A 24296-nucleotide genomic window follows, 5' to 3' on the forward strand; every position below is an offset into this window, starting at 1 on the left:
GGCCGACAAACCGTGGTCCAAAGCTTTCACTCCAGCGCAGTGCGCAGGACAATGCGGCGTTGATGGTGGTCGGAGGCGCCGCCTCCGATCCTGTCGGCATCGCACTTTCAGGACTACACGTCGCGTCATGGAACAACGGCTGGACTGGGCCCTCGCGGCCTGCTCACGCATCCTCAGACCCGTGGTCAGGCTCGCCCTCGCGATGGGGGTCAAGCATCCCCACCTGGAGGAGTTGCTGCGCGACCTGCTGATCGAGGAAGCGCAGCACTCCTGGCGTACCCAGGGTGTTCCCAAGCCCAACCTGAGCCAGCTGTCCGTCACCACGGGCCTGAACCGCAAGGCGGTGACCGCCAAGGTCCGCGCCACCGTCGATCCCCTGCCACACACCGAGCTGTCGGCCGCGGCCAAGACGTTCACGCTGTGGCTGCAGATGCTGACCGAAGACGCTTCGTTCCGGCGCCTGCCCGTCACGGCGGGCCACACGGCACCTTCGTTCGAGGCGGTCGCGCGCCTGAGCAGCCGCGGCAACGTTCACCACCGCACGATCCTCGACGAGTTGATCCGGTTGAACATGGTGACCGAAAACGAAGGCGTGGCCGAACTCACCACCGATGGTTTCGTGCCCGTGGAAGACCTGCAATCCATGCTGGCTTTTCTGGGCGACAACGGACGAGACCACCTGCTGGCGGCCGTGTCCAACACGCTGGGCGAGCAGCCCCGCATGCTCGAGCGCGCGGTGTACGCGCGCGGGCTATCGCTACACGATTGCGAACAGATCCATCGCCTGGTGCGCGAACGTTGGTCCGCCCTGCACCACGAGCTCGCACAGGAAATGGCGCAGGCGGTCGACCGCGCGTCGGCCCGCGCCAAAGGGCGGATCCGGGTCGGCATCTACACGTACTACGAAGACGAGGGCACACCGCCCCCGCCCACGTCCTCTGAAAGTGAGCGCACATCATGAGCACGATGAAGACACCTCGCCGGCTCATGCTCGGCTTGCTATCGGCCGGCCTCATGGCCCTGTTGATGTCCTGCGGCGGCGGCGGTGGTGGCTCGGCATCGAACCTGGGCCTGGGTACGGGCACCGCGATCGGTGACGGCCCGAGCGGCACGGGCACGGGCTCAGGCGGGGATTCAACCGGGTCCGGTACGGGCACGGCCGGCTCTGGCGACACCGCCAGCAACGGCAACACCGACGGCTCCGGTGTCGGCTCGGGCGGCACCGGCGTCACTGCGGACGCGGCCGGCATCGGCGCGGCGGACGGCCTGGGCAGCATCATCCTGAACGGCCTGCGCTACGACACCGCCACGGCCACGATCACCGTCGAGGACGCCACCGAACTCCAGATCGGCATGAGCGCGCGGGTCGCCGGCAAGGTCGACCCCAACTTCACCCGCGGCATTGCGACGCAGGTCGTGTCGGCTGCCGAACTGCGCGGTGCCGTCTCGCGCATCGATGTGGGCGCCGGCAGCTTCGACGTGATGGGCATCAGCGTGAGCATCGATTCAGCCACGGTCTGGGCCAACACGAGCGGGCTCGCCAGCGTGGCCGATGGCAGCCTCATCCAGGTGTGGGGGCTGCCGGGTGCGCCCGGCACGCTGCGCGCCACCCGCGTGCAGATTGCGCCCACGCCGACCGCCCCGTTGGTCACGGGCGCCATCGAGAACCTCGATGCGACGAACCAGACCTTCACGCTCGGCCAACTGACGGTCAGCTATGGCGGCGCCAGCTTCGCGGGCATCGACGCCTCGTCGCTGGCCAACGGCGTCATCGTGCGCGCCCGTGGCACTGCCGCGCCGCTCGGCAGCGCGTTCACGGCGACCAAGGTGGAGGGGTGGTACGCGATACCGGTGAGCAACGGCATCGCACTGCAGCTCGCGGGGGTCATCACCGATTTCGCCTCGCGCGGCGCCTTCGAGGTGCTGGGCACGCCGGTGGACGCCACCAACGCACAGATCACGGGCGGCCCTGTCGGTTCGCTCGGCAACGGCGTGAAGGTCGAGGTCGACGGCTTCATGTCCGGCGGGGTGTTGGTCGTCAAGAAGCTGCGCATCCGCCATGTGCCGGGGACGGGCGGGCCGGCATCGTTCACGCTCATCGGCGCCATCGGCGGCTACCAGTCGCCCGCCTACTTCCGGGTCCAGGGCCAGCCGGTGGACGCCAGCGGACCGGGTACCGTGTTCGAGAACGGCACCGCCGCGAACCTGGCCAACGGCCAGCGTGTGACCGTCGTCGGAGACCGGGTGGTCGACGGCGTTCTGATCGCCCAACGGGTGACATTCACCACCCCTTGACCTGAGGTCGCGGCGGAGCGCCCTGCCGCTATCCGGTCGCATCGCCCGCCCCTCCCGGCGGCAGGCGAAGCCGGGACGTTCCCATTCAGTTCGACATCGCCGCACCGCGGCGGGCCTGCGCGCACGCGGGCCAGATAACACCTTCGGCCATCTGTCTCCAAACTCGTGGCGAAAGTACGAAAAAGGGACTAAAGTGAAAAAATCACATTTTTTACATTGGTGGCTTCCGTGTCTGTCCCAGCGAGTTCAGTGCGACCGTTGCGCCCCCTTGGCATCGCAGGCCCACGCCTGACGGATGCCACCCCTTGCGGGGCTGCGCATCGGATACCTGTTCGCTGCCGGGCCAGCCGGCGCTGCTGACACTCCGAGGAGCACCGCATGCCGCTCGTCCTTCTTCTTCGGCTTCTGAACAAGCGTTTTCCGGTCATGCTCACTGCGGAAGCAGACATCCGGCATGCATCGGTGCTGGTGGCGACTGGACTCATCGAAGCCGAGTTCCATGTCGACAACTTCGGGTACCAGCGGTACGAAAGCGCCCAGGTCTTCGCCATCACGGACGAAGGGCATGCGGAGGCCGCCACGCTCTGCGGTGGCGGCACTTCAGTCCATGAAGAACGCCCCCAATGGAGCGTCATGCCGCTCGATTACCTGCGCAGGATCGGCAACTCGACCTTTCCCCTCCATACCGAGGACCCGTCGGAGATCAACTCCGTGGCGGTCCTTGAAGCCGCCGGCATGGTGGAGGCCACCCTCCCCCCGATCTGCCGTGCACGGCAGAAGCTGCGGCAGGCCACCGTCTTGCGGGTCACGCCCCTGGGACGGACGGCGCTGGTGCCACGGCGAACCTGAATCCGAGCCCGGGTCGCTCGGCGTGCCAGACCTGGCGCGCTGATGGATTTCTGCGTCCGGCGCACACGTCCATCGCCCCCTCGCATCCCCTCCCCCACACCTCCATGAAACGGGTACCCGTTTGCCCTGCAGCAGCCCTTGGCCGAGGCGAGCGCTCCTCGTGCAGCGATGAAAAAAGCCTGTCGGCGATGCAACTGCAACCAAGCGCAACAGACGTCACAGATCACTCACAAGGTTCCTTTCGAAAACCAAAGCAGTAATGTGAAACCTTCACATACACCACGTCATTCGCCAGAAGAAATGAACGCCACGCTGTTACAGCTGAGTTTCGGGCCCTGCGGCGCATGAATCGGTCCATGCGAAGGAAGCCATTTCATGCGCGCCCCCGTCTCTGCCCCCAGCCTCGACAGCAGCCTGTCGACGGATGCCCTCATGGCCGCCCGGATGCGGCTCGTGCTGTCGATTTCGGCCGTGCTGGCCATGGCGGTCGATGCGGGTCCGGCCCGGCAACCGGTGGCGAGCGCGGTCTGGCTGGCCTTTTGCGGATACCTCCTGCATAGCGTGCTGGTGCACGCCTGCACGCAGGGGGGCTGGCGCTATGTCCAGGGCAAGGCCGTTCACTGGTCCGACGTGATGTGGTTCACGCTGATCGTCTTCGTGACGGGTGGCGTGCACAGCCTGTTCTTCCTGTTCTATTTCTTCGCCATCCTGACCTCCTCGTTCCGCTGGGGCTTCGAGGAAGGCGCCCGTGTCACGGTCGTCTCGGTCGCTTCGTTCGCCGCCTGCGGGCTCGGCACGAGCACGGGTGACGACGCCCCGCAGCTGCTGATGCGCACGACCTTCCTGCTGGCACTGGGGCACATGATCGTGCACTGGGGCGGCTCCAAGCTCATCCTGCAGCGGCGCCTGGCCCTCCTGGGCGACATCAGCCAGCTGTCGAACCCGCGCTTCGGCGCGGGCCGCACCATCGCCCGCACGATGGAAAAGACGCTGGCCTTCTTCAAGGCCAGCCATTGCATCCTCATGATGCGCGACACCGCCACCGGCAACTGGACCCTGCGCACGCTGCGCAAGGACGACACCTGCGAGCACGTCGGCGTCGAAACGCTCGGGGGCATCGCCGAGTCGCCACTCATGGCGCTCGAGCATCCGCACACCGTGCTGAGCAACCGCCTGCCCTGGCCCCTGAACCTGTTCTTTGCGCGCAGCCACATGCACGGACCCGGCGCGACCGGCTGGCGCCCCGAGGACCGCGACGGCGCCACGCGCAGTGCCGCGGTGGCCGCCATGCTGGAGGCCCGCGCGTTCATCAGCGCCGCGCTGCCGCTGCGGCTGGGCGAGGGGCGTGTGTTCATCTCGTCGCGCAACGGCCACTTCAGCAAGTCCGACGCGCTGTTTCTCGCGCACCTCATGGAACAGATCTTCCCGGTCATCGAGACCATCGAGGTGCTCGACCGCATGGCCTCCGAAGCGGCCGCGACCGAGCGCCTGAAGATCTCGCTGGACCTGCACGATACGGCCGTGCAGCCCTACATCGGGCTGCGCATGGGCTTGTGTGCCCTGCGCAAGAAGGCCGCCGCGGACAACCCGCTGCTCGAAGACCTCGACAAGCTCGCCGAGGTGGCGAGCGGCGTGATCGCCGACCTGCGGCGCTTTGCCGGCGCGGTCAAGGACGGCGCAGAAAGTTCGTGCGGCCTCGTGCTGCCCCAGCTGTACAGCCAGGCCGCCCGCATCCAGGGTATCTACGGCATCGAGATCTCGGTGAACGTCGAAGGCCAGGTGCGCCTGGACGACCGGATGACCGCGGAGGTCCTGCAGATGGTGGGCGAAGGCCTCAACAACATCTGCAAGCACACGCAGGCGCGGCACGGCAGCGTGCGCATCGGCTGCCGGAACGGCTGCTTGCACCTGCGCATCGAGAACGAAGGCGGCGAAGACGAGAACTTCGCGGATTTCCGGCCCCGCTCCCTCAGCGACCGCGCCGCGGCGCTCGGAGGCCGCGCGCAGGTCAGCCGGTGCAGGGGCGGCGGCACCCAGGTGCTGATCGAAATCCCCATCTGACAGAAAAAAGCACGACGACACCCCGAGGAGCCCCTCATGCAAACTGAAGCCCATCCCATCGGCGTCCTGCTGGTGGACGATCACCAGACCATGCTGTGGGGCCTGTCCCGGCTGATCGACGGCGAACAGCCGCGCATGAAGGTCGTCGGCACTGCCAGTTGTTGCGAAGAAGCCGTGGCGCACACGCAGAGCCTGGTTCCCGATGTCATCGTGCTCGACCTCGACCTGGACGGCCAATGCGCGCTCAACATCCTGCCGCAGCTGCTGTCGAACGAGGTGTCGCGCGTCATCGTGCTGACCGGCGAACGCGAGCAGCGCACCCTGGATCTTGCGGTGCTGCGCGGGGCGCGCGGCGTGATGCGCAAGGACGCGTCGGCCGAGCAGGTGCTCGATGCGATCGAACGCGTGCACCACGGCGAACTCTGCGTCGACGCCCAAACCATGGGCCGCGTGCTCTCGGAACTCACCTCGGTGAAGAAACCACCGAAAGCCGACCCCGAGTCTGCCAAGCAGGCCAGCCTGACCCAGAAGGAGCGCGACATCGTCCGCACCGTGGTGCAAGGCAGCGGCGCCTCCAACAAGACCCTGGCCGGGCAGACCTTCGTCACCGAACACACGCTGCGCAACCATCTCACGTCGATCTACCAGAAGCTCGGCGTGACGAACCGGCTCGAGCTGTACATCTACGCCGTCAAGCACCGCCTCGACGCGATGGCGCACTGACACGCGCCGGCCCCGCGCCCCGGGGGTACTCACTGCGGGCCGCACAACGCCGGCCTGCCTCCCCGGGATCAGCCATTTCCCCGCTTTCCGATCTCCATTTGCGGCGATTCGGTAGCGTGCGGGAGCGCACCGGTGTGGCAGAGGGGAAAAGACCCGGCACCGCATCTCGCGTTGTTTTAAAGAACAACGAATTTCAATTTAATTTAAATCACGACCAAACACCAAAGAAATAAAATGAAGGCGAGGTTTGATTTATTCAATTGATGGCGTCAAATGATAAAATTGAATTTGGCGATTAAAATCAAATTATTTCCGTGGTTTCAAATGGTTTTATGATATTTGCAATTCGCACAATCCTGAAATATTCCATTTGCCGTGTATTCGATATTTGATTAATTTCATATTCTTCAAAATTTTCCCTCATAAATCCACGCATTCCGACTTCACACCGGGATTGCTCGCACGACTGACAATGCGCTGATTTTTCGCCCAACCTTCAAAAACAGGAAAATTAGGTATATCGAACGTCATGGTTCAGGTAGTTCCATTTTGAAACACTCATGTCTTTCCACAAACAGGAGCAAAAGACCCGCGCAACCGCTGCGTCAACTTCATAGGATTGCGTGAGCCTCAGTCCGAATTGAATTCCACTCAAAACTCAAAGAAAAATATCCAATTCGGCACGTGCCTCTCATTTTCTTTTGAAGAATGTATGAAACCCCAAACTGCTTCACCGCCGATGGGGGGAGTGGCCCCGAAGCCCTCGCCGGACGACCTTTTCGTCTGCCCGACCGCGCCCGAAACGACCGGCCTGCGTCGCTCACGCCAACCGGGGCAAGAACATGCTTGACCACAGGCTCATCAGCTCGGGCGAAAAGGCCTCTGCCGGCATCTGCGCGCCCGCCGCGAGGCTGTGGCCGGATTTCCTGATCGGCCAGGAAAAATCGCCGGTGCGCGTGCTGCTCATCGACGACGACGAGTACATGCGCCGGGTGATCGCCCAGGAGCTGCTGTCGGACCTGCGCATCCAGCTCGAAGGCCAGGCCGACAGCGTTCGCGAGGGGCGCAGACTGCTGGCCACGCACACGTTCGATGTGCTGATGCTCGAACTGCAGCTGGGCGACGAGATGGGCTTCGAGCTGATCACCGAGGCACGCCGTCTGCACCGCAGCAGCGAGGTCATCGTGATCTCTTCGCTCGAGGACGATGCCCACGTGCTGCGCGCCTTCGAATTGGGCGCGATGGGGTACCTCCTGAAGAACGCCTGGTTGCAAAGCTTCGCCGATGCCGTGCTGCACGTGGTGAACGGCGGTGCCGCGATCACGCCTCGACTCACGCGGCGCCTGCTGCACCGCCTGGACTACCACCCTCGCGCGCCGGTCGCCGACCCGGCGTCACCGCCGCCGAGATCGCCGTCGCGCGACATGACGCTGACACCACGCGAGAGCGAGGTCCTGCGCTGCGTGGCCTCAGGCTACGTCTCCGCGGAGATCGGCGCCAAGCTCGGCATCACCGGCCAGACGGTCAACGTGCACATCAAGAGCATCTACAAGAAGCTGCATGTGCATTCGCGCGCCCAGGCGGTGAACTTCGCCGTTCACACGGGCCTGATCTGAGAGGCTGCGACCCCATGACCCCGATCGATTTCCCCGACCGTCCTCGCCGCGCTCTCGACAAGCGGCCCTTCGTTCAGGCACTGCTTGTCGCGGCCTGTGCAACGCAGGGCTTGTGCGCGAACCCGGCGATCGCGTCGGAAGCTGCGTCTGCAGCCGATGCTGCGCAAGAGAACCCCGATGGCGGCGTTCCAGACGGAGAAGTCGCAAATGACGCGGCCGTGGTGACGGCTTCTCCCGACGCGCCGACGGCTTCAGGAAGCGGTGACCCGGACCGTCCCGGCTCAGCCGTCTACAGCCCCTTCGCGAGCCCGCAACACGGCAATGAAAGCCCTCCCCCTTCCGCTCCGGTGTCCCCCAAAAACAATGGGGCAGATGCGGAAATGGCGCTGATCGCCCTGATTTCGGCCGGTGTCGCGGCGTTTGCAGTTTTTTTTTGGCTCGGACGCTCCTAGTCAGGCGCCAGTCAGTTAATTTGTATGTGAGAAAGTTGCATTTCTGAAGATGGACTCTCATAATTAGCACCTTCGTTTACGAAGACAACCAATCGACCACCGGTTGCCGACCGCTTATCAGCGGCAACGACTCTCGGCGTGCCGACCCAGATTCTTGTTACCAAGATCAATGGTGGGGGTATCGCATGAACAAGTGTCGAATCAAGGTCCGCCTGAGATGCGGGCTTCATCTCCCTGTCGGAATTGCGTCCAGCCGACATCGCGCAATGCATGTCCTCGACACCGCCCCGTTGCGGTGCCTGAGTGGCCGACGACGAACGTAACAGTTCCTCAGGCGTGACCGCCACCAAGTCACGCACTGCCTCAATCCCTCGCAAAACCCGCGGCTGGTAATTCCAGGCGCGCGGTCACTCCTGAGCCACGCTACATGAGCCTTTTTGCCATGTAGGCGGGATCGGGGCTGCATTGAAAGTCGTTCGTCTTGAGGAGAATAGAAATGGCCACGCTGATCAGATCCGATCTCGAATTCATTCTTCAACAAATTCTCATTGCGGAAGCACAAGCAGCGGGCGCGGACCCCGCGAGCCTGGTCCCGAACACCTTTGCGCCCTTCGGCCTGAGGACGGTCGACGGGTCGTACAACAACCTGATGCCGGGCCAGACCGACTACGGCTCGGCCGACAACCCGTTTCCCCAGCTGGTGCCGCAGACCTACAGCAACGAGCAGGACGACGCCTTCGCGGGGATCACCAACACCGACTACGGCAGCGCCGGGAATGTGGTCGATGCCGACCCGCGGCTGATCAGCAACCTGGTCGCCGACATGACCAGCAACAACCCCGCGGCAGTGAGCGCCTTCGTGGCCGCGGGCCTCGGAACGCTCGACGGGGCCGGCGTCCTGTACGACCTGCAGGGCGTCGTCATTCCCCCCGGCACGCTGCTGGAGGTTCCGAACGTCACGCCCGACGAAGGCCTCTCGGCGCCCTTCAACTCATGGTTCACCTTCTTCGGCCAGTTCTTCGACCACGGCCTCGACCTGGTCAACAAGAGCAGCACCGAGATGATCTTCATGCCGCTGCAGCCGGACGACCCATTGTTCAGTACGGCCCCAGGCGCCCCGAATTTCATGATCCTGTCGCGCGCCATACGCGACGAGAACGGCGACCAGACCAACCAGACGACGCCCTTCGTCGACCAGAACCAGACCTACACCTCGCATCCCTCGCACCAGGTGTTCCTGCGCGAGTACGTTCTCGACGCCAATGGCCGCCCGGTGGCCACGGGCAGCCTTCTCGATGGAACCGACGGTGGTCTTGCCAACTGGGCCCAGGTCAAGGCGCAGGCGCTGATGCTCGGCATCCAGCTCGACGACGCCGACGTGCTGGACCTGCCCCTGCTGGCGACGGACCAGTTCGGCAAGTTCATTCCTGACCCGGTGACCGGCTTCGCGCAGATCGTGCTGCGAGCCGCCGACGTCGGCGGGCCGCTGGACCTGGACGGCAACGGGCTGGCCTCGGGCACGCCCGGCGCGCCCATCGACGCGAGCGTGGGCGTTCGCACCGGCCATGCCTTCCTGAACGACATCGCGCATGCCGCGGCGCCCGTGTTCGTGGCCGGCGTGCTGGCGCCCGACAGCGACTCCGCTGTCGGCCTCTCGGAACCCGGCACCTATGACGACGAACTCCTCGATCGCCACTTCATCACCGGCGACGGCCGCGGCAACGAGAACGTGGCCCTGACCGCCGTTCATCACGTGTTCCATTCCGAGCACAACCGGCAGGCCGAAGAGATCAAGGCGACGGTGCTGGCAAGCGGCGACGCCGCGTTCATCGCCTCATGGCAGCTGCCCGACGGCTCATGGAACGGCGAGCGCATCTTCCAGGCCGCGCGCTTCGCGACGGAGATGCAGTACCAGCACCTGGTGTTCGAAGAGTTCGCACGCAAGATGCAGCCGAACGTCGACGCCTTCCTGGCCGAAACCAACTACCAGACGACGATCAATCCGGCGATCGTCGCCGAGTTTGCGCATGCCGTCTTCCGCGTTGGCCACACGATGCTGACCGAGACCGTGGACCGGCTGGATCCCAATTTCCTGTCGAGCGATCTCGCGCTCGTCGATGCCTTCCTCAACCCGCTCGGGTTCAACAACGACGGTACATTGACACCGGAGGAAGCGGCCGGCGCCATCGTGCGCGGCATGACCCGGCAGGTGGGCAACGAGATCGACGAGTTCGTCACCGACGCGGTGCGCAACCAGCTCCTGGGCCTGCCGCTCGACCTCGCTGCCATCAACATCGCGCGCGGCCGGGACACCGGCATTCCGACGCTCAATGAAGCACGCCGGGAGTTCTACGCCTCGACCGCGGACCCGCAGCTGCGGCCCTACACGAGCTGGGTCGATCTCACCCAGCACCTCAAGCACGAGGCCTCCGTCCTCAACTTCATTGCGGCGTACGGCACGCATGCCGCGCTGACAGCCGCCGACGTCGACACGATGGCCGAGAAGCGGGCCGTGGCGGGCTCACTCGTCTTCGGCGGCAGCGTCGTCCTCAACGCAGGGACGGCCAGCGAGCGGACCTTCACCGCGGACGAGGCGGACCGTCTCGCCTTCCTGAACAGCACGGGCGTCTACGCGATGGTCAACGGCATCACCACCACGGGTGTGGATGACATCGACCTGTGGATCGGCGGCCTGGCCGAAGAACAGATGCCCTTCGGCGGCCTGCTCGGTTCGACCTTCAACTTCGTCTTCGAGTCGCAGATGGAGGCGCTGCAGAACGGCGACCGCTTCTACTACCTCTCGCGCCTGGCCGGCATGAACTTCCTCACCGAGCTGGAGAACAACACGTTCGCCAAGCTGGTGATGCTCAACACCGACGCCACGCACCTTCCGGCCGACATCTTCTCGACGCCGGGCCTGATTCTCGAAGTCGATACGCTGCGCCAGTTCACCGGGATCGGCCTGGACGGCCACGGCGACCCGACCGAGGGCGGCACCGAACTCACCCCGCTGGTGATCCGTGACGACCCCACGACCGCGGCCGTGGAAACCACCTACCTGCGCTACACGGGCGACGAACACGTGGTGCTCGGCGGCACCGATAGCAACGACACCCTCATTGCCAGCATCGGCGACGACACGATCTACGGCGATGGCGGCAATGATCGCATCGAGTCCGGCGACGGCAACGACCAGGTCGAAGGCGGCGCGGGCGACGACATCATCACGGACCGCGGCGGCGACGACGTGCTCAAGGGCAACGAGGGCAACGACGTCATCCACGGCGGCAACGGCGCGAACCTCATCATCGGCGGAGACGGCAGCGACTTCATCGTCACCGGCGAGGACGTCTCCGAAGTCTTCGCCGGCCAGGGCAACGACTTCGTCCTGGGCAGCAAGGGCAACCTGCCGACCCTGGGCAACGAGGGCCACGACTGGATCGAGCTGGGAACCCAGGACGGCACCACCGGCGACAGCGCCGATCCGTTCGTGAAAGACAGCGTCATCGGCAACGACGTCCTGATCTCCGGCGGCGGCTTCGACGAGCTGATCGGCGAAGGCGGCGACGACATCTTCACCGGCTCCGACGGCGAAGACCACTTCGACGGCGGCTCCGGTTTCGACTGGGCCAGCTACAAGTTCGACAAGTACGGCGTGACCGCCGACATGATCGTCAACGACTTCGTGGTGCCCCCGGTGGTCAACTCGAACGCCGCGATGATGGACCGCTTCGCCTTCACCGAAGGCCTGTCGGGATCGGCCTTCGCCGACTTCCTGCGCGGCGACGACGCCGACGCCGTCGAGATCCTGCAGGCCGGCTGGACCGGCAGCGTGCTCACCAACATTGCGCTGATCGACGGCCTGCAAGACATTCTGCCCGCGGGCATGACCTCGTTCGGCGAAGGCAACATCATCCTCGGCGGCGACGGCAGCGACCTCATCGAGGGCCGCGGCGGCAACGACATCATCGACGGCGACGCCTGGCTCAACGTGCGCATCGCCGTCTCGGGCGTGCCTGGCCTGACCAGCGTCGACAGCCTGAAGGAGCTGGTGCCGCGCATGCTCTCGGGCGAGATCAACCCGGGCCAGCTCAGCATCGTGCGCGAGATCCTGATGTCCGACGGGACCGACTACGACACCGCGATGTTCTCCGGGCCGCGCGCCAACTACACCATCACCACCGGCGCCGACGGCCGCACCATCGTGACCGACAACGTCGGCACCGACGGCACCGACACCCTGCGCAACATCGAGCGGCTGCAGTTCTCCGACGCCGTCGAGCTGCTGTCCGGCAGCAACAACGCACCGGGCGGCTCGGTCACGATCAGCGACGACACGCCGCAGATCAACCAGCTCCTGAGCGTGTCGGCCGCCCTCACCGATGCGGACAACCCTGGCGGCACGGTCACCGGGCCGATCAGCTACACGTGGCAGTACGAGGCCGACCCAGTGCGTGCGCCGGGCGTGTTCCGCGACATCATCGACTTGGGCGGCGGCCAGCCCGCCACGGTGAACGGCACGACCTTCCGGGTCACCGCGCCCTTCGACGGCCTGGCCATCCGGGTGCGGGCCGTCTACCGCGATGCCGACGGCGTGCTGGAAACCGTGTACTCCACGCCCACCGCCGCCGTCTCCGGCGTGGCCACCGTCGTGCCACCGGCGCCACCGCCCTCCTCCGCGCTGGTCGACAGCACGGGCGTGCGCTTCCTCCAGTCCGACCTCCAGTTCATCCTGGAGCAGATCAAGATCTCGGAGCGACACGCCAGCGGTGAGGCACTGACCGACATCCTGGACAACGCGCGCGCGCCGCTCGGCCTGCGCACGGTGGACGGCTCCTACAACAACCTGGTGCAGGGCCAGTCCGGCTTTGGCGCCGCGGACCAGGTGTTCCCGCGCCTGGTCGATCCGGTGTTCCTCAACGACCAGGACGGCGACACCATCAACCTCGGCCCGGGGACCACGCTCACCAACACCGACTACGGCACCAGCGGCCATGTGGTGGATGCCGACCCTCGCGTCATCAGCAACCTGATCGTCGACATGACGAGCAACAACCCGGCGGCGGTGAGCGCGTTCGTCGACGCGGGCCTGGGCACGCTGGTGGACGGCGTTCTGTACGACCTGGACGGCGTGGCGATTCCTGTCGGCACCCTGTTGGTCATTCCGAACACGGCGCCGGACGAAGGCCTGTCGGCGCCGTTCAACGCCTTCATGACCTTCTTCGGCCAGTTCTTCGACCACGGCCTCGACCTCGTGGCCAAGGGCGGCAACGGCACCATCTTCGTCCCGCTGCAGCCCGACGACCCGCTCTACGTGCCGGGCGGCAACAGCAACTTCCTGGTGCTGACGCGCGCCACCCAGGTGGCCGGCCCCGGTGAAGACGGCGTCATGGGCACCGCGGACGACACCACGCACGAGGCCAGGAGCCTCACGACACCGTTCATCGACCAGAACCAGACCTACAGTTCGCATCCCTCGCACCAGGTCTTCCTGCGCGCCTATGAACTCAACGCCGAAGGCAAGCCGGTGGCCACCGGACGGCTGATCACCAACCGCGACCTCGGCGCCGACGGCCTCTTCGGCACGGCCGACGACATCGAACTGGGTGGCATGGCCACCTGGGCGGTGGTCAAGGCGCAGGCGCGCGACCTGCTGGGCATTGCGCTGGACAATGCCGACGCGCTCAACCTGCCGCTGCTGGCGGCCGACGAGTACGGCAACTTCATCCCCGACCCGGTGACCGGCTTCGCGCAGATCGTGCTGCAGGCTGGCGGCACCCTGGCATCGGGCTCGCCGGGCACGCCGATCGATGCGAGCCTGGCCGTGCGCACGGGCCATGTGTTCCTGGCCGACATCGCCCACACCGCCAACCCGGTGAGCAGCCAGGGCGTCGCGCTGACGGCCGATGCCGATGACGTGGTCGGCGGCACGCCGGCCGCGGGCTTCTACGATGACGAGCTGCTCGACGCGCACTTCATCGCCGGCGACGGGCGGGTCAACGAGAACATCGCACTGACCGGCATGCACCATGTGTTCCATGCCGAGCACAACCGGCTGGTCGAGCACACCAAGGCGGTGATCATGGCCTCGGGCGACGCGGCCTTCATTGCCGAATGGCACCTGCCCGACGGCTCTTGGGACGGCGAACGCCTGTTCCAGGCGGCCCGCTTCGGCACCGAGATGCAGTACCAGCACCTGGTGTTCGAGGAATTCGCGCGCAAGGTGCAGCCGCAGATCGACATCTTCTTTGCCGCCACCCAGGTCTACGACACCGAGATCGATCCGTCGATCGTCGCCGAGTTCGCCCACACGGTGTACCGCTTCGGCCACTCGATGCTGACGGAAACGGTCGACCGCTTCGACGTCGACTTCAACGTGATCGGCGGCGCGGCCGACCCGACCCAGCAGCTCGGGCTGATCGAGGCCTTCCTCAACCCGCTCGCGTTCGCTGCAGGCGGCATCACGGCCGATGAAGCCGCCGGTGCCCTGGCGCGTGGCCTCACGCGCCAGCAAGGCAACGAGATCGACGAGTTCGTGACCGAGGCCCTGCGCAACAACCTGCTGGGCCTGCCGCTCGACCTGGCGACGATCAACATCGTGCGCGGGCGCGACACCGGCGTGCCGACACTCAACGCCGCGCGGCGCGACTTCTATGGCGTGACCGGAGACAGCCAGCTCAAGCCCTACGCGAACTGGGTCGACTTCATGGAGCACATCAAGCATGAAGCCTCGGTGGTCAACTTCATTGCAGCCTACGGCGTGCACGCCAGCCTGGCCGCCGCCGACACCCTGGCCGAGAAGCGCGCGGCGGCGGTGGCGCTGGTCTACGGCGGCATCGGTGCGCCGGAAGACCGGCTCGACTTCCTGTTCGGGCGCAATGCCTACGCCGACCAGGCCGGCATCACGACCACCGGCGTCGACGACATCGACCTGTGGATCGGCGGCCTGGCCGAAAAGCAGATGCCCTTCGGCGGGCTGCTCGGCTCGACCTTCAACTTCGTCTTTGAAGAACAGATGGAGAAGCTCCAGGACGGTGACCGCTTCTACTACCTGGAGCGCACGCAGGGCCTGAACTTCCTCACCGAGCTGGAGAACAACTCTTTCGCCCGGATGGTGATGGCCAACACCGATGCCGAGCACCTGCCAGGCGACATCTTCACGACGCCGGGATACACGCTGGAAGTGGATTCGTCCCGGCAGTTCACGGGCCTCGGGCTCGGCGGGCGCGACGATCCCACGGGCGAAGGCAGCCTGACGCCGGTGGTGCTGCGCAACAACCCGGGCACCGACGCGGCCGACGCCAACTACCTGCAGTACAGCGGCGAGGACCACGTCGTGCTGGGCGGCACCGCGGGCAACGACACCATCATCTCCAGCCTGGGCGACGACACGCTCTGGGGCGACGCCGGCAATGACCGGCTCGAAGGCGGCGATGGCAACGACTTCGTCTTCGGCGGGGCCGGCGACGACATCATGACGGACCTGGGTGGCGACGACAACATGCAGGGCGGCGACGGCAACGACGCCATCCACGGCGGCAACGGCCTCAACCTGATCCTGGGCGGCCACGGCAACGACTTCATCGTCACCGGCGAAGATCCGTCCGAGGCGTTCGGCGGAACGGGCAACGACTTCATCCTCGGGGCCCGGGCCAACGAGTTCGTCTTCGGCAACGAGGGTGACGACTGGATCGAGCACGGCATGGCCGACGGCAGCGCCGGCGAGAACTTCGACGCCTTCGCCCGCGACCAGGTGGTGGGCCACGACGTCTTCATCGGCAACTCGATCTCCGACCGGATGGACGGCGAAGGCGGCGACGACATCATGTTCGGCAACGGCGGACAGGTGGACCGCTACGAAGGGGGCTCCGGCTTCGACTGGGCCGGATTCAAGGACGATGCCTTCGGCGTCACGGCCGACCTGTTCCTTCGCGCCTTCGACGAAACGCCCGTGCCGCTCTCGAACGCGACCGTGCTGGCGCGGTTCACCTCGGTCGAGGGCATGTCGGGCTCGGCGCATGCCGACGTCCTGCGCGGCGACGACAACAATCCGGCCGAGATGGCGCTGTCGGGCACCACCGGCAGCGTGCTGACCCACATCGAACTCATCGACGGCCTGCAGGAGCTTCTGGACGAGGTGCTCGGGGTCGGCATGGAGATGGACGGGCCGGTGACTTCGTTCGCCGGCAACATCATCCTGGGCGGCGGTGGCAGCGACCTGCTGGAGGGCCGCGGCGGCAACGACATCATCGAGGGCGATGCCCGGCTGAACGCGCGCATCAGCGTGCGGGAGAACGCCGATGGCACCGGCGCCGAGATCGCGAGCTACGACACCATGACCGACCTGGCGCTGCAGAGGCTGGTCTTCAACGGCACCTACAACCCGGGGCAACTCACCATTGCCCGCGAGATCCTGATGTCGGATGGGCCGGACTTCGACACGGCCGTTTTCTCGGACGTGTTCGGCAACTACGAGATCACCTTCCTCGAGAACGATGTCTGGCGCGTCAGCCATGTCGTGGACGGCGTGGCCGGCTCCGACGGCATCGACGTGGTGCGCAACATCGAGCGCCTGCAGTTCTCCGATGGTGCGGCGTTCATTGCCGAAGAAGGCTTCAACTTCGACCCCGAAGGCCAGCTGACGATCAGCGACACCACGCCCACCCTGGGCGCGACGCTCACCGTGTCGGCCCTGGGCGTGACCGACCCGGACAACGTCAGTGAGACCAACCCCGACGGTGCGATCACCGGCCCCATCGCCTACTACTGGCAGGCCGAGGTTCGCCCCGGCATCTTCGAGGACATCCTGATCGAGAACGCCGGCGGCGAGGTGGCCCGGGCCACCGGCACGAGCTTCACGCCGCGCACCTTCGAGTTCGGCCTGGCACTGCGCGTGCGGGCGGTCTACAAGGATGCCAACGACGTGCTGGAGAACGTGTACTCCGCCGCCACCGCGCCGCTCGCCCTCAACGCCGCGGCCACCGGGCAGCCGACGATCAGCGACACCACACCGACCGAAGGCCAGACCCTCACGGCATCGACCCTCGGCATCAGCGACGTGGACGGGCTGACGGGGGCCGTCTTCAGCTACCAATGGGAGCAGGCCGTCAATACGGGCGTTGGCGGCGGTGGCGCCGGGTTCACGCCCATCGCGGGCGCCACCCTGGCGACCTTCACGCCGGGCGCCGACCAGGTCAACCGAGAACTGCGCCTGACGGTGAGCTTCACGGACGATGCGGGCGCGCTCGAGACGGTGCGCTCCGCAGCCACCGTGGTCACGGGCGACTTCATTGCGGCCAACGCCGCCGCCCAGATCCTCACGGGCACTGAAGGCCAGGACGTGATCTTCGGCGGCGGCGGCGCGGACGCCATCAACGGCCTCGGCCAGGACGACCTCATCGACGGCGGCGCGGGCAGCGACAGCATCGTGGCCGGCGCCGGCAACGACACCATCAACTACACGATGGGCGAAGGCACGGACACCGTCGACGGCGGCGCGGGGCTGGACACCCTGAACGTCATCGGAACGGCCGGGGCCGACGCGCTCGCGGTGAGCTACAACGGCACCTCGCTCACGGTGGTGGCCGGGGGCACGGTGAGCAATGTCGAATCGGTCACGGCCGATCTGCTGGCCGGCGTGGACACCCTGACCTACACCAGTGCCGCCGCCATCTCGGTGAATCTCACGGCCGGAACGGCCTCGGGCTTCACCTCGATCGCCGGCATCGAGAACGTGACGACAGGCGATGGCGCCGACGTGCTCGTGGGCAATGCGTTGGCCAACGTGCTCAACGGCAGTGGCGGCAACGACCGCTTCGTCGCGACGGTGAACGACGGCAACGACAGCTACGCCGGCGGCGGCGGCGTCGATACGCTCGACCTGTCCGCGATTACCGCGGGCGTGACGATCACCCCGACGACCGCCACGGGCGCGCAGACGGGCACCGATGCGCTCTCCGCCATCGAGAACTTCATCGGCAGCCAGGGCGCTGACAGCATCGTCGTCAATGGCGGTGCGAACGTGATCGACGGCCAGGGCGGGAACGATGTCATCGACGCCGGCGGCGGCAACGACACCGTGACCGGTGGCGAGGGCAACGACACGCTCACCGGCGGCGCCGGCAACGACACGGTCGACGGCGGTGCGGGAGACGACCTCTTCCACTACATCGTCGGCGACGGCGCGGACACGATCAACGGCGGCGCGGGCGCCAACGACCGGCTGACGATCGCGGGCACGGCGCTGGGCCAGACGCTCGCGGTGGTCCTGGCGGGCACGGCGATCGCGTCCATTGCGGGCGGCAGCGTCACCGGCGTCGAGGCGGTCACGGCCGACCTCCAGGGCGGTGCCGATACCCTGAGCTACGGCGCCACGACCACGGCCGTCACCGTGAACCTGGCCACCGGCGCGGCCACGGGATTCGAATCGGTGGCGAACATCGAGAACGTGACCGGCGGTGCCGGCAACGACACGCTGACCGGCAACACCGGTGCCAACGCGCTGAACGGCGGGGGCGGCAACGACCTCTTCGTCGCGACGATCGGCGACGGCAACGACAGCTATGTCGGCGGGGCCGGCGTGGACACCTACGACCTGTCGGCCACCACGGCGGGCGCGACGGTGACGGTCAACCTTGCTACGAGCGCACAGATCGGCACCGACACGCTCAACACGATGGAGAACATCATCGGCAGCCAGGGCAACGACACCATCGTCGTCAACGGCGGCGCGAACTTCATCGACGGCCAGGGCGGCAACGACACCATCAGCGCGGGGGGCGGCGACGACATCGTGCTGGGTGGCTCGGGCAACGACACCATCAACGGCCAGGCGGGCGACGACAGGCTCACCGGTGGGCTGGACAGCGACACGGTGAACGGCGATGTGGGCGACGACACCTTCGTCGCCACGGTGGGTGACGGCAACGACAGCTACTCCGGCGGCATCGGCACCGACACCTACGACCTGTCCGCCACCTCGGCCGGTGCGACGGTCACGCCGACCTCCGCCACCAGCGCCGAGACTGGCACCGACACGCTGAACTCGGTGGAGAACGTGATCGGCAGCCAGGGCAACGACAGCATCACCTTCGCGCCCGTGGCCCTCCTGAATGCCGCGAACGTGGTGGATGGCGCCGGCGGCAACGACACCCTCAACACCGGGGCGGGCGCGGACCGGCTGACCGGCGGCACGGGCAACGACACCATGGACGGCGGCACGGGGAACGACGTCTTCGTGTTCGCGGCGGGGTTCGGCAACGACACGATCCTCGGTTTCGATGCCAGCGGGAACCTGCTCAACGGGCAGGACCGGCTCGACATCTCCGCGATGGGAATCAACGCGGGCAACTTTGCCGCCAACGTGTCCATCACCGACCTGGGGGCCAACACGCTGATCGAGTTCGACGGCCTGGAAAGCATCCTGATGATGGGTGTGAACGGGGTCGGCACGAACACCATCACGCAGGCCGATTTCGTGCTGTCGGCATGAGCGCCGCCGACGTTTCAACGACCTCGATCACGGAGAACGACATGGACGAGAAAAACAACGCAAGCCCGCAGCAGGCCCCTCGTTCCATCTCCGACCCGCGCGAGGTCGCGACGTTGGTCATGTCGCGCATCGGCATGGTCAACGCCAAGAAGGACGAGCTGAGCGTCGCCATCCAGAGCCTGTGCGATGCGACGCAGCAGCTGTCGCGCGCCTACTCGGCGCAGATGGTGACCATCGAGCGGCTGGTGCGGCGGGTGAAGTCGCTGGAAGCCGCGGCGCAGGCCGCAGCGCAAGACCAGCGGGTCAACTGAGCAACGCCCCACAGAACCACAGGAGACGCACATGAAAACCCTGTGGATGGAACTGCGACCGCTGCTGCTCTACATCGCGGCGTTCTCCTTCTTCATCAACCTGCTGTTCCTGGTGCCCGCGTTCTTCACCTTGCAGGTGTTCGACCGGGTCATCTCGACCAGCAGCCATGAAACGCTGCTGGTGCTGCTCGCCGGGACCGGCGTGGCGCTGCTGATCCTGTTGCTGCTGGACTACGTGCGGACCCGGCTGCAGAACGTGGTGGGCATCATGGTGGACGAGCGACTCTCCCCGCCGGTGGTCTGCGCCATCGTGGAGCGTGCCGCCCGCACTCCGACCGGCATGCGCACGGAAGGCATCCGCGATGTGGCCGCGCTGCGCGCCGTGTTTTCCGCCAACGGCCTCATTGCGGTGTTCGATGCGCCGTGGGTGTTCGTGTACGTGTTCGTGATCTGGATGTTCCACCCCGCGCTCGGCCTGGGCGCGGCGTTCTCCGCGGTCCTCATGCTGGGCCTGGCCTGGCTCAACGACCGCATCAGCCGCAGGTCGCTGGAGAACCTGCAGAACGAAGGGCGCCGTGCGGCGCAATACGTCGAGAGTTCGCTGCGCAACGCCGAAGTGCTGCAGGCCCTGGGAATGACCAAGCGCCTGCTGGTGCGCTGGAGGGCCTTGCAGGACCAGATCGCCGCCATGCAGACCAGCGCCAGCCGCAGCACCGTGGCGTTCACCGCCGGGACCAAGGCCGCGCGCCAGGCCATACAGATTCTCATGCTGGCCCTGGGCGCGTACCTGGTGCTGAGCCAGCAGGCTTCCGCCGGCGTGATGATCGCCACCAGCATCCTGCTGGGTCGCGCCGTGCAGCCGGTGGAGCAGCTCGTGGGCAGCTGGCGCACGCTGATCGAAGCGCGGGCGGCCTACGGTCGCCTGCAGGAACTGTCGCAGGACTTCGAGCGCAGCGAGCCGCATGTCGCCATGCCGCGCCCCGAAGGACGCCTGAGCGCAGAGAACATCTCGTACCGTGCGGCCGGCTCGGACACCCTGGTGCTCTCGAACATCGTCTTCTCCCTGGCGCCGGGCGAGGCCCTGGCCATCGTCGGCCCGAGCGCGGCCGGCAAGTCCACCCTCGCGCGCGTGCTCACGGGCGTGTGGCGTCCCAGCAGCGGCAAAGTCCGCCTGGACGGCGCCGACGTGTCGTACTGGCCGCGCGAAGAACTGGGCCCCTACATCGGCTACGTGCCCCAGGACGTCGAGCTGTTCGACGGCAGCGTGGCGGACAACATCGCGCGCCTGGACAAGGTGGACTCCGAAGCGGTGGTTGCCGCCGCCCTGCGCGCCAACGCGCACGAGATGATCCTGACCCTCCCGAAGGGCTACGACACGCCGGTGGGCGAACACGGCTCGCGGCTGTCTCCGGGCCAGCGCCAGCGCATCGCGCTCGCCCGCGCGCTGTACGGCAACCCGCAGCTGGTGATCCTGGACGAGCCGAACTCCAACCTGGACGGCGCGGGAGAAGTCGCGCTCGCCCAGGCGATGAGCGGCCTGCGCCAGGCGGGCGTGACCTCGGTCGTGGTCACCCACCGCCCGTCGCTGATCGCCCACGTCGACAAGATCCTGGTGCTCGCCGCGGGCCGCATCCAGCAGTTCGGCCCGGCGAGCGAGGTGATGCGGGACATGCAGCGCCAGGCCCAGGCGATCGTGGACCAGAAGGCCGCCTGAGCGCCGCGCCGCCGTTGCGAACAAGGACATGCACCATGAGCACCGCCACACTCCCGATGCCTCCCGTTGCCGCCACGCGCAGCAGCCGGGAACATGCGCGACGCCTCGCGCGAAGCGGATGCTGGGTCATCCTCGGCGCGATCCTGCCCCTGGGCCTGTGGATGGGATTCGCCCCGCTCTCGATGGCGGTGGTGGCCCCCGCATTCGTCAAGGTAGACCTCAATCGCCGTCCGGTGCAGCACCTGGAAGGCGGCACCGTGCGCGAAGTCATGGTGCGCGACGGCCAGCATGTGAAAGCCGGCGATCCGATCCTGGTCCTGGGCGACGTGCGGGTGGACGCCGACCGCAACCGCCTGAGCTATCGCGTTCATCTGGAGCGTGCCATGCTGGTGCGCCTGGAGGCTGAGCAGGCCGTCGCCAAGACGCTCGCCTTCCCCGAAGACCTGCTGCGCGCGGCCAAGCAGGACGATCGCATCGGTCAGGCCCTGCTCAAGGAAACGGCGTTGTTCCAGGCCCAGCGCCATTCGCTGGACAGCGCGGCGACGCTCATGAGAACGCAGCGCGATCGCGTGCACCAGGAAATCGTCGCCGTGCACGCGCAGATCGCGCAGGCGCAGAACTCGCTCGCCCTGCAGCGGCAAGACCTGGAGGCCAACCGCGGGTTGATCCAGGAAGGGTTCATTTCGTCGAGCCGGATCTCCCAGCTCGAATCGGTGGTGATGGAGTACGCGGCCAAGCTCGAAGAGCGGCGCACGGAACTGGCGCGTGCCGCCCAGCGCCTGGTGGAGATCGACCTGAAAATCCAGTCGATCCGCAACGACTACGTGAAGGCCGCGAGCGACCAGCTCAAGGCCACCACGCAGCGCCTGGGCGAGATCGAACAGGAGCAGCGCAAGTCGAACGACGCGGCGCAGCGGCAGGTTGTCGTGGCTCCGGCCAGCGGCGAAGTGATCGATCTGAAGTTCACCTCGCCCGGCGCGGTGGTCGGGCCCGGAGAGGCGATTGCGGACATCGTGCCCAGCGACGCCCAGCTGATGATCGAGGCGCGCATTCGCCCGGAAGACATCAGCAACGTGCACCTCAACCAGCATGCGCGGGTGAAGTTCACCGCCTTCAAGTACCGCAACACGTCGATGGTCACGGGCAAGGTGACCTATGTCGCCGGCGACCGGCTGATCGAACGCCAGACCAACCTGCCCTACTACAGCGTGATGATCCTGGCCGACGCCGAGTCGCTCAGGGCCATCGGCGACTTCAAGCTCCAGGCGGGCATGCCCGCCGAGGTCTACATCGCGGGCGTCTCGCAGACCGCGCTCCAGTACGTCGTCGAACCCATTACCTCCACGATCCGCCGATCGGGACGGCAGATGTAGCGGGTCTGTTCTTTGTCAACGAGGGGAATACATCATGCGCAAGGATTCCAATCACCACGACCCCGTGACGCCCGTCGCCTACAGCAAGAGACGCACGTTCCTGAAGGCCTCGCTGGCAGCCACGGCGGCCCCCATGGTCCTGACCTCGGGCAAGGCCAGTGCACAGCCCACGCCGCTGCCGCCCAGCCCGCCGACGACGCCGTGGGTCGAAGACCTGCCCAACCAGATCACGCCGCTCGCGCCGCTCGCCACGCTGACCCCGGCCCCGACCCTCAACGCGAACATCGCAGGCGGCGAGTGCGGGCGTGCGCCGCACCAGCGCTACGCGGAACTGACCGTGCCCGGCAAGGCCGGCACGCCGCTGTTGTTCCAGCTGACGGCCAAGGAGAACCCGGCCTGGCTGTTCAACGGCAACAACCCCTACTACCCCCCGCAGCCCATCTGGGGCTATGAAGGCAACACGCCGGGGGCGACCACGCCGGGCCCCACGATCCATGCGCGCTACGGGCAGTCGGTCATCTGCCGCATCCGCAACCAGCTGCCGCAGAACCACACGGGATTCGGCTCGCCCGAGATCAGCACGCACCTGCACAACATGCACACGCCGTCGGAGAGCGATGGCTACGCGAGCGATTTCTACAGCGCCGTCCAGGGCGGCGTGACGCTGACCGCGCCGGGGACCTTCAACGATCACTTCTATCCCAACCTCTACGCCGGCTTCGACGAGTTCGGAGGCCTCGGCGATTCGCGCGAAGCCCTGGGGTCGCTCTTCTATCACGACCACACGGAAGGCGTGACGGCACCGAACGTGCTGAAGGGCATGTTCGGGCGCTACATGGTCTTCGACGCGCTCGACACCGGCGACGAGACCACGGGGCTGCGCTTGCCCAGCGGCGCATACGACTACCCCTTGAGTTTTTCGGACAAGCGATTCGACTCGGGCGGCCGCCTGACCTTCGACGAGCTCAATCCCGAGGGTGTGCTGGGCGACAAGGTGGTGGTCAACGGCAAGATCGAACCGGTGCTGCGCGTCGCACGCCGCAAGTACCGGCTGCGGCTGCTGAACGTCGGGCCTTCGCGCTTCTACGAGTTCGTGTTGCAGAACACGGGCGGCACCATCGTGTACCCGTACACCCAGATCGCCAATGACGGCAACCTGCTGCCGGCACCGATCGTGAACCAGCTGAGGGTGCGGATCGCCCCGGCCGAGCGCGCGGACATCGTGGTGGACTTCTCGCGATTCCCGTTGAACACCACGCTCTACCTGGTCAACCAGCTGACGCAGGTCGACACCCGCCGGCCCGGCGTGGTGCAGTCGCCGGGCACGCGCGTGCTCAAGTTCATCATCGATCGCCAGCCCCCGACGCCCGACCTGAGCGTGGTGCCGAGCGTGCTGCGCCCGCTGCGCGAC

At 66.5% G+C, this 24296-nt stretch carries 12 protein-coding genes; all 12 read left to right on the forward strand.

Features of this window, described 5'->3' with window-relative positions:
- Positions 1-127: 127 nt before the first annotated feature.
- Positions 128-961, forward strand: a complete 834-nt coding sequence (locus tag AAG801_RS11170; RefSeq protein ID WP_101491984.1) for a DUF6502 family protein — start codon at positions 128-130, stop codon at positions 959-961.
- Positions 962-966: 5 nt separating this feature from the next.
- Positions 967-2295, forward strand: a complete 1329-nt coding sequence (locus AAG801_RS11175; RefSeq protein WP_341888432.1) for a DUF5666 domain-containing protein — start codon at positions 967-969, stop codon at positions 2293-2295.
- A 378-nt stretch (positions 2296-2673) separates the two neighbouring features.
- Positions 2674-3144, forward strand: coding sequence for a hypothetical protein (locus AAG801_RS11180; RefSeq protein WP_101491982.1), 471 nt, complete (start codon positions 2674-2676; stop codon positions 3142-3144).
- 375 nt (positions 3145-3519) lie between these two features.
- Positions 3520-5205 (forward strand): histidine kinase, encoded by a 1686-nt coding sequence (locus AAG801_RS11185; protein WP_341888433.1) that lies wholly within the window; start codon positions 3520-3522, stop codon positions 5203-5205.
- Between the two features lie 36 nt (positions 5206-5241).
- Positions 5242-5928: a response regulator transcription factor gene (locus AAG801_RS11190; protein ID WP_341888434.1), complete on the forward strand. Its 687-nt coding sequence runs from the start codon at positions 5242-5244 to the stop codon at positions 5926-5928.
- A gap of 842 nt (positions 5929-6770) precedes the next feature.
- The gene (locus tag AAG801_RS11195; protein ID WP_341888435.1) at positions 6771-7544 is read left to right on the forward strand and encodes a response regulator transcription factor; all 774 of its coding nucleotides are present in this window, start codon (positions 6771-6773) and stop codon (positions 7542-7544) included.
- A 14-nt stretch (positions 7545-7558) separates the two neighbouring features.
- Positions 7559-7996 carry a hypothetical protein gene (locus tag AAG801_RS11200; RefSeq protein ID WP_341888436.1) on the forward strand — a complete coding sequence of 146 codons (438 nt, stop codon included), beginning with the start codon at positions 7559-7561 and terminating at the stop codon, positions 7994-7996.
- A gap of 496 nt (positions 7997-8492) precedes the next feature.
- On the forward strand, positions 8493-19487 hold the full coding sequence (locus tag AAG801_RS11205) for a peroxidase family protein (RefSeq protein WP_341888437.1): 10995 nt from the start codon (positions 8493-8495) through the stop codon (positions 19485-19487).
- 41 nt (positions 19488-19528) lie between these two features.
- Complete coding sequence (locus AAG801_RS11210) at positions 19529-19798, forward strand: hypothetical protein (RefSeq protein WP_101491977.1); 270 nt, start codon at positions 19529-19531, stop codon at positions 19796-19798.
- 31 nt (positions 19799-19829) lie between these two features.
- Positions 19830-21512, forward strand: coding sequence for a type I secretion system permease/ATPase (locus AAG801_RS11215; RefSeq protein ID WP_341888438.1), 1683 nt, complete (start codon positions 19830-19832; stop codon positions 21510-21512).
- 35 nt (positions 21513-21547) lie between these two features.
- Positions 21548-22885: an HlyD family type I secretion periplasmic adaptor subunit gene (locus tag AAG801_RS11220; protein ID WP_192195842.1), complete on the forward strand. Its 1338-nt coding sequence runs from the start codon at positions 21548-21550 to the stop codon at positions 22883-22885.
- A gap of 34 nt (positions 22886-22919) precedes the next feature.
- Positions 22920-24296: hypothetical protein (locus tag AAG801_RS11225; protein WP_341888439.1), on the forward strand; the 1377-nt coding region annotated here is incomplete at its 3' end.

The organism is Variovorax sp. YR752 (genome assembly GCF_943372545.1).

Coding starts and splice junctions, on each gene's coding strand:
- AAG801_RS11170 (WP_101491984.1), top strand. CDS start 128: ATGGAACAACGGCTGGACTGGGCCCTCGCGGCCTGCTCACGCATCCTC.
- AAG801_RS11175 (WP_341888432.1), top strand. CDS start 967: ATGAAGACACCTCGCCGGCTCATGCTCGGCTTGCTATCGGCCGGCCTC.
- AAG801_RS11180 (WP_101491982.1), top strand. CDS start 2,674: ATGCCGCTCGTCCTTCTTCTTCGGCTTCTGAACAAGCGTTTTCCGGTC.
- AAG801_RS11185 (WP_341888433.1), top strand. CDS start 3,520: ATGCGCGCCCCCGTCTCTGCCCCCAGCCTCGACAGCAGCCTGTCGACG.
- AAG801_RS11190 (WP_341888434.1), top strand. CDS start 5,242: ATGCAAACTGAAGCCCATCCCATCGGCGTCCTGCTGGTGGACGATCAC.
- AAG801_RS11195 (WP_341888435.1), top strand. CDS start 6,771: ATGCTTGACCACAGGCTCATCAGCTCGGGCGAAAAGGCCTCTGCCGGC.
- AAG801_RS11200 (WP_341888436.1), top strand. CDS start 7,559: ATGACCCCGATCGATTTCCCCGACCGTCCTCGCCGCGCTCTCGACAAG.
- AAG801_RS11205 (WP_341888437.1), top strand. CDS start 8,493: ATGGCCACGCTGATCAGATCCGATCTCGAATTCATTCTTCAACAAATT.
- AAG801_RS11210 (WP_101491977.1), top strand. CDS start 19,529: ATGGACGAGAAAAACAACGCAAGCCCGCAGCAGGCCCCTCGTTCCATC.
- AAG801_RS11215 (WP_341888438.1), top strand. CDS start 19,830: ATGAAAACCCTGTGGATGGAACTGCGACCGCTGCTGCTCTACATCGCG.
- AAG801_RS11220 (WP_192195842.1), top strand. CDS start 21,548: ATGAGCACCGCCACACTCCCGATGCCTCCCGTTGCCGCCACGCGCAGC.